The organism is Type-F symbiont of Plautia stali (assembly GCF_059731105.1).
On sequence record NZ_AP035909.1, the window covers coordinates 2,874,364 to 2,885,523 of the forward strand.

The window sequence follows — 11,160 nt, forward strand, 5'->3', positions numbered from 1 at the left end:
CCTGGTCATCGATACTTGAAATTGTGTGGCAAGCCGTTAAAGCGGCGGTGACAAATGCCTAAATCCCCCGCCGAACGCAAAGCCGCGCAGCGTGCCAGACAGGCCGCTGCCGGTGGTAAAAAACTGGAGCTGGCGCTGGATAGTCAGGAACTGGTGATGCTGGCGCAGAACTGCGCCACACGCCGCTTCGGTCGTGAACCATATGAGCTGAACGAGTACATAGCGCTGTTAATTCGGAAGGATGCTGCTGAGCTGATGCAGCAGCTGGAAGTGCTGTCCCACCAGCAGTGCGGGAAGTGCAAAGAGCAGCTGCCGGTGCAGTCATGCCCTTGCCAGGGTGAAGCAGCGTGCTGGGCCACCAGCGGCTGGCATGAACTGAAGTTGAATATCAATACGCCGTGACGTGTCACGGCTAAACAAACCTGATGCAGCAGGAATGTGTGGAGAAGAATATGCACCACGACTTTATGAGTGAAAAAGAAGTTTTGGACGAAATTGGTAAAGCGAGAACGGCACTCTGGCGGCTGCGCAAACAGCATGGATTTCCAGCGCCAGTGCTAACACATCCGGCGCGGTATAGCCGCAGAGCGGTTGAGAAATGGATTTGTGATGGAGGGATTAACCGAGCTGTTTGACGTGCCAGAATATTTTATCTGCATACAACTCATATGCCTTTCTTTGATCTTCCAGCCAGTCGTGTTTGTTGTACACAGCCATGACACCACCAAGTTCATGCCCCAGCATTTTCTCAGTGACATGGGGCATGACTCCCTCACTTGATAAGTTAGTCACCAATGAACGGCGGAAGTCGTGGGTGCGCCATTCAGGAATATCAATAGCCTCTCTCAGTTTCCGCATGTACAAATTCGATGAAGAGCGATCAATAGCTTTGTCGAGTTCTTGCCCCGGAAACAAAACCTTATTCCCGCTATTTAGCAGGCGCTCCACCATGGGCTTCATTTGCTCAAAGATAGGACGCCTGATGATGTTGCCCATCTTTGAATGTTCGGATGGTGTGGTCCATATCCAATCGGTGGTATTAAACTCAGCAGCGTTAGCCAGGCGAAGCTCAGACAAGCGAGCGCCCCACAGCAATAGCATCTGATGAAGCAACCTGTTGGAAGTGACGATCTTGCTGTTCTCAAGCGCCACCCATATTTTTGCTAACTCGCTATAGGTCAGAACTCGATCACCAACGTCTGGCTTCTTGCCAATATTTTTGACGCTCAGTTTTGTGATCTCACATGAAGGTATCAGCTGCCGGCTGATGCACCAGTGAATGACTGAGCGGAGTTGAAGCAACAGAACGCGGGCTTTCTTCTTATTCAGGTTTTCCTGTTTATCAAAGAACTGGACCCAGGCTGATACAGGGATGTTGGCAACAGGCACATCTTCGAATTCGTTGTACATGGTGTTGTACACAACTGATTTGTACAGCACCTGTGTATTGTGCTTTAGGTCTTTAACATATTTTTCCCACCAGTTATCCAGGCACTCCTTAAGAGTCAGTACACCAGTGCTTCCGGCAAAATAGGTTTTTGGGTTAACCCCCTTCGTGTACAATCCACGCATCTCACCTACGGCAATGCGGGCATCTTTCAGCGATGTTGAAGGGTAGCGACCGACAGTGAGACGCACAGGCTTTCCATTCCAGCGGTAGCGGTGCTGAAATGTAATCGTGCCAGATGGAGTGATGCGAACGCTCAGCCCGTCACCATCGGTTAGTTCCGCTGGTCCGTTGTAAGCTTTGCCATTGATGCTTCTTAATTTGGTATCACTCAGCGCCACAATGATGTCCTGTACACAATTCCTAAAGGCATTCTGTACTCAATGTGTACTCATTGGCAAGTGAACGAGGCGATGTTAAAGGAGAAGTAAGGGAAACCGAGCGAAACAAAGTAGAATGCAAGGCTTGTAAAAATCTGAGGTTTTACGATAGGATGCGAACCGTCGGAACAACTTCAAAACTTCCGCAAACGAAGTCCCCTTAGTTAAATGGATATAACGAGCCCCTCCTAAGGGCTAGTTGCAGGTTCGATTCCTGCAGGGGACACCACATTCTACAGAACCCGCCTCCACCGACACGAACAAAACCCCTTCAGAAACACCCTTTACCGCAAATCATATACAACCGACGCGAACCGACATGAATTGACTACGCCGACTTTTTGCGGGCATATTGTGGGCACACCAAAAACTATGCCCGGAATTATGCCCACATGCTGACCGTCAAGCAGATTGATGCTGCACGCCCTAAGGAAAAGTCATATCGCCTGGCCGATTCTGGCGGTCTGTTCCTTTTCGTTCCCCCTACCGGCAAAAAGGTCTGGCGGCTGCGTTACCGGTTTGACGGGAAAGAAAAGACGCTAGTAATTGGGCCCTATCCTGAGATATCGCTTACAGAAGCCCGGGCCCGCCAGTCTGAGGCCAAGATGAAGCTGCTTGCTGGCGTTGATCCTGCCGAGCAGAAGCAGTCGCTGAAGAAGAAAGAGAAAGAGGCTAATGCTGACACCTTTGGCGATATCTTCGGGGAATGGTATGCCCACAAGTCTAAAGTCTGGTCCCCGGGTTATGCGGATGAGCTACACCGGATGTTCACAGACGACATTTTGCCGATCATCGGTCACCTGAAAATGGAAGAGGTTGAGCCAATGGTTCTGCTGAAGGTCATCAGGCTTTTCGAAGAACGTGGCGCGATGGAGAGAGCGGATAAGGCCAGGAGGAGGTGTGGCGAGGTTTTCCGGTATGCGATCGTAACCGGGCGAGCTAAGTACAACCCCGCGCCAGACCTTGTCGATGCCCTGCGAGGATACAGAAAGGAGAACTACCCTTTCCTTCCAATTAACCGTATACGGGAGTTCCACAGGGCGCTTGAAGGGTATGGTGGAAGCGTGATTGCAAAGATTGCGGCGCAGGTTCTTCACTACACCGCTCTGCGTACAAAAGAGTTACGCTCGATGGCATGGGCGAACGTCGACTTTGAAAATAGACTTATCACGATTGACGCCGAAGTAATGAAGGGTCGGCGTATACACATAGTGCCTATGTCTGATCAGGTAGTCGAACTGCTGACTTTCCTGAAAAAGGTCACCGGCCAGTACCTGCTCTGCTTCCCGGGCCGTACTGACCAGAAGAAGCCTATCAGCGAGAATACCGTGCTCGGTGTGATAAGAAGGATTGGATATGAGGGGCAAACCAGTGGGCACGGATTCCGTCACCAGTTCAGCACCGTCATGAACGAACTTCACTGGAACAGTGATGCTATTGAGGCCCAGCTGGCGCACGTGAACTCGCAAGGTACGCGAGGAATTTATAACCATGCCCAGTATCTTAATAACCGTATTGAGATGATGCAACATTGGGCTGACTGGCTGGATGGTAAAGGGGCATAGCCCCTTTCGCCTCAGATTGTCGGTCGGTAAGGCTCGTATAGAGTCAGAACCTCGGCAGTCACCTTCCCAAGCACCACGACCCCCTCAAGCCCATTCCCTTCTAACGTCTCTCCATCCTGAGTGATGATGCCTGTGCTGAATAGTTTCCCCAGTTGCGGGTAATCGTCGAACTGGAATGCGACCGTGTCGCCCGGCTTCGCCTGAAGCGATCGGTCTATCAGAGCGAATCCGCCTGGCGTCTCTATCCGGAGCATGTGGTTTGGGTGAGGTGCAAACAGCCTGTTGAGATCGAGACGGCTCTCGACGTAATCCTGCGCCGGTGACTGAAATCCCATGACTACCTCACATATCCCATATTACGCAGGGCGTAGGTGCGGTTGTCACCGTTTTCTGTCGCCAGCTCCATGAACATATTCTGTTCGCGTCGTATCCACTGGTTGCACTGCTGCAGCGTCCAGTGATGGTTTACGGCCTCCAGCTTCGCCTGGAATGCGCTGGTCGTCACTATCTGACGCCCTAGTCGGTCCAATGTGATCGCCTGTACGAATGCAGGCTTTATCTCGTAGTCTCGCGCCATCAGTAATCCTCCTCTGATAAATACTGTATGAATAAACAGTAATATCGATCGGTGGATTTGATCAAGGCGAAGCGAGTAGCAAAATTGTAAAGCTGCAGCTGGTGCTGAATTTATGCTCTATAGCCCGAGCGCTGCATAGTTTTGCATGACGAAAATACATAACTTGCTCACGTTTCGCTATTGCCAGATTCATCACTATCTATTGGCCCGGAACCCTGTATGGTGCGACTGTCAGCGGATGCTGATACTGAGATTTTTCCTTTTTGTCCCAATTGATGCCTGCGTAACGCGGGCTTTTTTGCGCTCTGAAATCGGTGAGTAGATAACCATTAAAAACGAGACGTAAGGCTAAAGTTTTTCTTCGGGTTGGCGATACTTGCTGTGAGGTTCTCCTCACTGATATGTGTTGATAAATTTATGGTTGCCCGCCTCTGGTGGGCTTTTTTTTGCGCATCCCCCAAATTAGTTACCGCTTACGCTTGTAATACCAGCTCAGCCCCCTACCATATGACTGTTGTGTACAGGCCCGCGCTCCTACCGCTGGCTGAAGAGGCGCATGGCTGGCTCGCCTTAAACCTCGTCACAATCATGAGATGCCTCAAAAGAGTGTCACTGGCTCCACCACAAATTATGCCCGCCACCCGCCTCGGGGGTGGGTAATTTTTTGCCTCCCGCCTGGCTCCTGTTGTGATGATGACCTACCCTGACAAAACCCACCCCGTAGCCTGCTCAGAGAGGCGCGGTTGAGTCATTGCCCGGTCGCCGGGCTTTTTTATTGCCTCACGCAAATGATCGATTCCTTGATCATCACCTATCTCAATGACAAAATCCCGTATCAAAATTTTCAGGTGTCAACATGGCTAAATTATTTGCCCGCTACATGACGATTGGAGTTCTCAACACGCTGATTCATTGGGTCGTGTTTGCTATCTGCATCAAGAACGGACAAACCCAATCTCTGTCAAATTTCATCGCATTCTGCGTTGCTGTCACGTTTTCCTTTTTCGCTAACGCTAGATGGACTTTCAGCGCTGAGGCCACAACCTTTCGATACATGATGTACGTATTCTTTATGGGCATGGTTGCTACGCTCGTAGGTGGATATGGCGATAAACTGAAAATAAATCCGATCGTAACGTTAGTGTTATTCTCGGGGATCAGTCTTGTATGCGGCTTCCTTTATTCGAAATATGTAATATTTAGAGAGAAACAATGAAAATTTCGTTAGTCGTTCCTGTCTACAATGAAGAAGACGCAATAAGGTTCTTTTACAGCGCAGTCAGACATAAAGAATTCCTGAAGCCATATGAAATAGAAATTGTCTTCGTAGATGACGGCAGCACCGATTTCACGGCGCAGCTGATGAAGGATATGCAGGAGGAAGATCCACTGGTCCGAAACGTATTCTTTACAAGAAACTTCGGCAAGGAAGCAGCTCTATTTGCAGGAATCGAAAATGCCACTGGTGATGCCATTATCCCAATTGACGTTGATTTGCAGGACCCGCTGGAAGTCATACCTAAGCTGATTGAGCGCTGGCAGGCAGGGGCCGATATGGTCCTGGCTAAGCGGATTGACAGAAGCACTGATGGACACATGAAGCGCAAGACTGCGGAGTGGTTCTACAGGCTGCACAACAAAATTAGCTCGCCAAAAATTGAAGAGAACGTTGGCGACTTCCGCCTGATGTCACGCGATGTGGTTGAGAGCATCAAGCTTTTGCCTGAGCGAAACCTTTTTATGAAGGGAATTCTGTCATGGGTTGGCGGAAAAACCGATATCGTTGAATATGCCCGTGCAGAACGCGTTGCAGGCAGCACAAAATTCAATGGCTGGAAACTTTGGAACCTGGCCTTAGAGGGGATAACCTCTTTCTCAACTTTCCCACTGCGCATGTGGACCTATATCGGATTTTTCGTTGCCGCCCTGTCTTTTCTTTATGGCGTGTGGATGATTGCTGACAAGCTGATCTGGGGGAATCCCGTCGCTGGTTATCCTTCGATTCTGGTATCTATTCTGTTTCTTGGCGGGGTGCAACTCATAGGCATTGGAGTTCTTGGCGAGTATATCGGAAGAATCTATGTCGAGACGAAACAAAGACCCCGGTATGTTATAAAGAGGGACGAAAAATGAATGCTCTGAAAATTTCTTTTGCCCTTTTAATTTCAGCCTGCGTGATGGTATCGTCGCTATTATTTCTATCTTGGAACAGTTACAAAACGGTAGAAGTTCCAAGCTTTGATGACAATAAAGATTTCACATCAATTGATAGCTGCTATTTTAACGAAAAATTCATGACGGTAAAAGGATGGGCTTTAAATCCTGAGCACCCTAACAATCATGCTGTCATATATGCGAGAAAAAATAAATCTGATGAGTGGGTCGTTGTAAAATCCTCTATTGTGAGCAGGCCTGATGTTAGCAGGTTTTTTAAGGTCAATTCTGTTTATGACAGATCGGGATTTGAAGCATCAATCAGGAACATAAGCCTTCTGGGCGGCCTTTCTGGAGAGATAGCTGTGATTATCAATGAAGATAAAGTCAAGGCAAGAGGGATCAGGTATGAATGCAAGTAAAATAAAGTTACTATGTGTCATTGCAATGGCCTGCATTTTCTACGCGATTATGTTCCAGCATCTTTCTCTCAGGGGTGCTAATGATGATGTGTTTTTCTCAAAAGCGCTTGAATCAAGGGGGTTGGTAGATTTCCTTTTATATAGATATGACACATGGAGCGGACGAGTAACTTTAGAGGGGTTACTGACTGCTACAATAGGAATTGAAACCTTTTGGAAAATTATCATTCCGACATCTTTCATTGTTTTAGTTTGCTCTATAAGTAAGCTCGCAACTAATAGTGTAGGGTTTTATACCACTATAGCTGCTGCAGTGATTTTGTTGCTAACACCAAGAATGATCAATGAAGATTCTTTTTTTTGGGTAACTGGCGCCTATAATTATATTATACCTTTTTCTCTTGCAATATATTCACTTAGCGTTTTCTCCAGCATGAAGAGAGGAGTGATTAACTCCACACTTTCAATACTAGCATTATTAATCGCATCTTTTTCTGAGCAGTCAGCGATTTTTCTTTTGCTAATATCAATCTTGATGCTGGTTTTGAAAAAAGTAAGACCCTCTTGGTATTCAATTATTTACATATCGGTTCTGGCAATATGCTCTCTTATAATGTTCAGTGCTCCTGGGAACTCATTGCGATTTGCAGCTGAATCAGCTACATGGATGCCTGGATTCGGAGAATACAGCATCCTGACCAAAGTTATGTTTGGAATTGACCGGCTTGGCAGCACTTACAGCATGCCATATAACATACCAATATTTTGCCTGTCTGCAGTTCTGATTTATTTAAACAGGGGCAGGAAACTAGGATTCCTCCACTTAGCTTCATGCTTTGTCATATTTACATACATGGTATTATCTTTGATTACGAGTCTATCTGGTCATGGACTCTCAAGATTTTTCTTTAATTGGCTTTCCCCTGATTTGCTCTATCCGTGGCCTGAAAAATTCTCATCTCTTTCTGGATGGGCTAACATGTTGTTTACAATGATTTATTCTGTATGCATTATGTTCAATTCTGCACTGCTGATTAGAGGGCTGGACAGAACTACCGTTCCGCTAATAGCTATTTCTTGCGGGATGGCCAGTGTAGTAATGATCGGCTTCTCACCAACAGTTTATGCTTCATATTTTCGGGTTGCATACTTGCTTCACATATGCGCTGTAATAGCATTATGTAGCGCTGTGCATAACGAGATTTTGCATAGAAAGGGAGGCAGTGCCTCCCCAGATATCAGATCGAGCAAATAACAAAGCACATCAGCTCTTCATAACGAATGCCGTAGCGCTCGCCTGCGGCCTTCGCCTCTCTGATTACCTTTCCGGTCTTGTCGTCTCTTTGCTCTGGAATAGCATCCCACTTATCCAGACAAACGATGCCATACCGGAAAGGATCAAGACCTTCCCCTTCAAACGCTGCGATAACATCCTGAGCAATTACGCCGGTATGAATTCGGGCGTCCTCACCTTTCTGTTCCTTGTCTTCCTTAAAGCGGAACATCTTTATCAGGCCTTTTACTTTTGAAGCAACACGCTTTTCCACATCCGTCAGGTCGCGAATATCAGTTTTCAGATTCCCGTCCGATGTGCTGATAGTCGATGTGGATGAGTAAATCTGCCCCCACCGATAAGCCGCTGTACCGAGTGAAAGGGACGCATCAATGTTTGGCGCAACGCTGTTGTTGGAAAACTCATTGATCGCGATGCCTACCGCTACAGCTGTATCGTTGTTAGCAGTCAGGATTGCAGAGGTGCGATAAGTGGAGACCTGCTTGAAGACCAGCTGGTTAGAGATTGCCGACGCACTTGCAGGGTAATAGCGCGCCTGCAGAAGATAAAGATAATCTCCATCCGCCGTCTTGCCAGTGGTTCGGTTTCGGATAACCTGGTCGGTCACGCAGGTTGTGTTGGCGTCACCGATGTCTGTCAGGAAGCTGCCATAGCCATTGCGTACGCCGATGATCGCACCAGTGGCGTCGTAATAGTTAATTGCATAGTCGGCAGGCATACCGATGGCTTTGCCATCAGTCAGGCTGCCAGCGCGGAACATAATGCCATTATTCCACGTTGTTCCGTTTGGACTGAAGTCCATGCCTGTTGAGCAAGGATTCCCACCAACGCCGCCGCCAGCACTTAGGCGAAGGCCAATCACTGGCGAATTTGCACTGTACGGGTCGATGGTGTTGACGGTCGTCTCTTTGAAATCTGTACCCAGGTTCACAAAGTCCATCTCAAGACCGAAAAGCGGCCCCGTCCCGGCGTTCCTGCGCCCTTCCATATACGATGCCCATACAGGGTTAGGTGCTGTCGCGTAGTCGTTGTAACCGAATGCGCCGACGCCGATCGTATTCATGTTGGCTGCCGGGTCATCACTTGCACGGCTTGCGCCTACTAAGCCATAGCCGCCAGATTTGGCAACTGACACAGTTTCCGAAATATACTCGATTGGGTCACGAAAGCTGGCCGTCAGCCATGGTGATGTGCTGCCAAGACGCAATCCCATTTGCCCGCCCGGGGACATGTTGAATGCCCGGCCAGTAAGATTGGAAAAGTCAGGCACACCACCGCCTGCTGAACCAGCATTGCTTTTACCGGTAATTGTTACGCCTGGGTGAATTGACCATACAGCAGAATTCGTAGCGCTCAGCACCTTATAAGTGGCATTACCATTGCCATCAGGGCTTACTTCGACGAGATCGCCACCGGAAGCAGCAGCTGCGCGGTTGAAAGCTGCAGTGCTGTCATATGTGCCGGTTGGGTCGGCGCCATATGTCAGAACGTTGACACTGCGCTTAATTCGTCCAGCGAGGTCTTTGACATCAACGGACAAGGAATTGTCAGTCGGCCATAAGGTGTTTACGTGCAAGTTACTCATTATTACCTCGCCCTGCGTGCGCGGATGTGCCCGTTAACAGTAACGGTTCCCGAAGTGAAGCTGGTGTATGCCACCAGATAGATTGTTGTGTTTGCTGATACGTTGATGCGCTGCGTAGGAACCGCAAATTGCTGGGTGGCCGTGTTAAGCGTACTCATCAGTTGATAGCAGTTTGGGAAAGAAGGCTGCGTCGCTGACGTGGTGTTTAACCCGCCGATCAGCGAAGTAAGCGCCGCTATTGTTGTGTCAAAGCGGATGACGCCACTGACATCCCAGTCACCAGGAGTAAGCACCAGCGAGGTTGCGTTTAGTGCGGTGGCGGTCGTTACAGCGGTATTTGATGTCGTGGCTGTAAGCACTTCACCAACTTCACCTGTTGCTGCGCTCGTTGCGTCAGTCACGCCCTTCTTACTTGCAACAATCTGATTTCCTCCCGCCGTGCTACCGTCACCCACATAAAGTTTCTTGGTTGTGAGGTCCAGCACCAGCTCTCCCTCAAGTGGCGTGTATGCTGCGACCTTTGCGGTTGTACCGCGCTTAACCTGAATAGAGGCTGCCATTCATCCTCCTTACAGGGTGCCGAGGTCGACAGCGCCGAGCGTCAGCGCAATTGATACGTTCGCTGAACCATCGACTCCCGTTGCTGATCCAGTTGCTGCACCTGTAAATGAGAACGTCCGTCCAGTAGTCCATTTCGCCGCGGAGGCTACCGTAAGAGGCTTGCCACCTGCCGTGGTGCCGTCGCCTATAACCAGCAGCCAGTTGTCGGTGTCGATTACGACTTCACGCGCCAATGGCGTATACGCGGCGACCTTTGCGGCTGTGCCGCCTTTTAACTGCAGTGATGCTGCCATGAGGTTTCCTTAGAGTTCGCCATAATCGACGTTGGAGGCTGATGCAGTAACCAGTTGTCCATCTGCAATGGTCCAGTGGCTGCCTTCAGGTATGACTACCTGCTGACCATCTGAGATGGTCATGTCGGGCCCGAATGACCATGCATTCATGCCAGCAGGAATATTTACGCTGTTGTCTATCGTCTGCTTATGCCAGGAGATAGGAGAGAACGCGCTGGATTCGAGAGGAACGTTTCCAGTTAGCTGCTCCTGAATATTGGCGTCGGCAGCAGCACGCGCATTAGCTTCAGCCAAATCAGCGGCAGCACGGATTGCAGCCTCTGCTGAAACTTCATCGTCTACGTATTTCTTGAAGTCTGAGACAGAGCTGTCGACATAGCGCTTTGGCACCGCGTCTGTCTCTGCAGCGGGGTCTGCAAGGTTGCTGATGCGGTTATTTAGAGCGTCGTAATAGCCGGCGAAGAAGCTGGGTTTCTTCAGGGTTAACGAGTCGAAGCGCCAGCCGAACTCCTGAATGAGCATTGTCAGCTTATCCAGTGCAGCCTCATGAGATGAGGCGGGGAACTTGCCGTTCTCGTAGTACTTTGTTTCCTGTGTTACCGGTGGATTCCGGTAAATAAGGATAGTGTTTTCTGTCGCGGTGACAGCGCCGAAAGTGAGGGATCCACCTCCGCTATCTCCCGCGCCAGTGACGGTGAAGTCAGTGCCATTAACCGGCTCGCTGATATTCCCCGCCGAGTCTGCAATCATCACCGAGATGTCGCTGTTCAGCAGGAAGTAAAAGGGAATGGTGAATGTCGCCGTGACCCCGTCAGCGTTATACTCCACGTAACTTTGGGTGGATGAGACTGTCATCTGCCTTTCTCCGGGCGTGTGTAATCC

Annotated in this window: 14 protein-coding genes and 1 tRNA gene; 8 read left to right on the plus strand and 7 right to left on the minus strand. The window is 49.2% G+C overall.

All coding sequences use genetic code 11. The features are described from left to right. The first annotated feature begins 54 nt into the window (after positions 1-54). Complete coding sequence (locus tag AC6I7A_RS13525; protein ID WP_058956812.1) at positions 55-402, plus strand: hypothetical protein; 348 nt, start codon at positions 55-57, stop codon at positions 400-402. A gap of 65 nt (positions 403-467) precedes the next feature. After that, positions 468-635: a helix-turn-helix transcriptional regulator gene (locus tag AC6I7A_RS13530; RefSeq protein WP_372340266.1), complete on the plus strand. Its 168-nt coding sequence runs from the start codon at positions 468-470 to the stop codon at positions 633-635. Here the strand turns inward: AC6I7A_RS13530 and AC6I7A_RS13535 are convergent. Further along, the gene (locus AC6I7A_RS13535; protein WP_058956811.1) at positions 619-1,788 is read right to left on the minus strand and encodes a tyrosine-type recombinase/integrase; all 1,170 of its coding nucleotides are present in this window, start codon (positions 1,786-1,788) and stop codon (positions 619-621) included. The genes AC6I7A_RS13530 and AC6I7A_RS13535 overlap by 17 nt on opposite strands. Before the next feature lie 193 nt (positions 1,789-1,981). Between AC6I7A_RS13535 and AC6I7A_RS13540 the strand changes: the two genes are divergently transcribed. Together AC6I7A_RS13540 and AC6I7A_RS13545 are read left to right on the plus strand one after the other, a co-directional pair. Beyond that, positions 1,982-2,056, plus strand: a tRNA-Arg gene (locus AC6I7A_RS13540). A gap of 163 nt (positions 2,057-2,219) precedes the next feature. Next, complete coding sequence (locus tag AC6I7A_RS13545; protein ID WP_058956810.1) at positions 2,220-3,392, plus strand: tyrosine-type recombinase/integrase; 1,173 nt, start codon at positions 2,220-2,222, stop codon at positions 3,390-3,392. Between the two features lie 11 nt (positions 3,393-3,403). Here AC6I7A_RS13545 and AC6I7A_RS13550 read toward each other — a convergent pair whose 3' ends face one another. Together AC6I7A_RS13550 and AC6I7A_RS13555 are read right to left on the minus strand one after the other, a co-directional pair. After that, complete coding sequence (locus AC6I7A_RS13550) at positions 3,404-3,727, minus strand: LexA family protein (RefSeq protein WP_058956809.1); 324 nt, start codon at positions 3,725-3,727, stop codon at positions 3,404-3,406. A 2-nt stretch (positions 3,728-3,729) separates the two neighbouring features. Beyond that, on the minus strand, positions 3,730-3,897 hold the full coding sequence (locus AC6I7A_RS13555) for a hypothetical protein (protein ID WP_230200824.1): 168 nt from the start codon (positions 3,895-3,897) through the stop codon (positions 3,730-3,732). 928 nt (positions 3,898-4,825) lie between these two features. Here AC6I7A_RS13555 and AC6I7A_RS13560 point away from each other — a divergent pair. The 4 genes from AC6I7A_RS13560 to AC6I7A_RS13575 are packed head-to-tail and all read left to right on the plus strand — an operon-like array spanning position 4,826 to position 7,800. Next, positions 4,826-5,185 carry a GtrA family protein gene (locus AC6I7A_RS13560; protein ID WP_058956807.1) on the plus strand — a complete coding sequence of 120 codons (360 nt, stop codon included), beginning with the start codon at positions 4,826-4,828 and terminating at the stop codon, positions 5,183-5,185. Next, positions 5,182-6,102, plus strand: coding sequence for a glycosyltransferase family 2 protein (locus AC6I7A_RS13565; RefSeq protein WP_058956806.1), 921 nt, complete (start codon positions 5,182-5,184; stop codon positions 6,100-6,102). Before AC6I7A_RS13560 ends, AC6I7A_RS13565 begins: the two co-directional genes overlap by 4 nt. Continuing rightward, the gene (locus tag AC6I7A_RS13570; protein ID WP_058956805.1) at positions 6,099-6,545 is read left to right on the plus strand and encodes a hypothetical protein; all 447 of its coding nucleotides are present in this window, start codon (positions 6,099-6,101) and stop codon (positions 6,543-6,545) included. Before AC6I7A_RS13565 ends, AC6I7A_RS13570 begins: the two co-directional genes overlap by 4 nt. After that, on the plus strand, positions 6,532-7,800 hold the full coding sequence (locus AC6I7A_RS13575; protein WP_153009179.1) for a DUF6056 family protein: 1,269 nt from the start codon (positions 6,532-6,534) through the stop codon (positions 7,798-7,800). Before AC6I7A_RS13570 ends, AC6I7A_RS13575 begins: the two co-directional genes overlap by 14 nt. Here AC6I7A_RS13575 and AC6I7A_RS13580 read toward each other — a convergent pair. From AC6I7A_RS13580 to AC6I7A_RS13595, 4 genes are read right to left on the minus strand one after another with little or no spacing between them, the layout of a single operon-like run. Next, a complete protein-coding gene (locus AC6I7A_RS13580; RefSeq protein ID WP_082668172.1) occupies positions 7,784-9,424 on the minus strand; it encodes a tail fiber domain-containing protein in 1,641 nt (546 codons plus the stop codon). The genes AC6I7A_RS13575 and AC6I7A_RS13580 overlap by 17 nt on opposite strands. A gap of 2 nt (positions 9,425-9,426) precedes the next feature. Further along, on the minus strand, positions 9,427-9,984 hold the full coding sequence (locus tag AC6I7A_RS13585; protein ID WP_058956803.1) for a hyaluronate lyase N-terminal domain-containing protein: 558 nt from the start codon (positions 9,982-9,984) through the stop codon (positions 9,427-9,429). A 9-nt stretch (positions 9,985-9,993) separates the two neighbouring features. After that, positions 9,994-10,278, minus strand: a complete 285-nt coding sequence (locus AC6I7A_RS13590; protein WP_058956802.1) for a hyaluronate lyase N-terminal domain-containing protein — start codon at positions 10,276-10,278, stop codon at positions 9,994-9,996. 9 nt (positions 10,279-10,287) lie between these two features. Further along, positions 10,288-11,133: a hypothetical protein gene (locus AC6I7A_RS13595; RefSeq protein WP_058956801.1), complete on the minus strand. Its 846-nt coding sequence runs from the start codon at positions 11,131-11,133 to the stop codon at positions 10,288-10,290. Between the last annotated feature and the right edge of the window lie 27 nt (positions 11,134-11,160).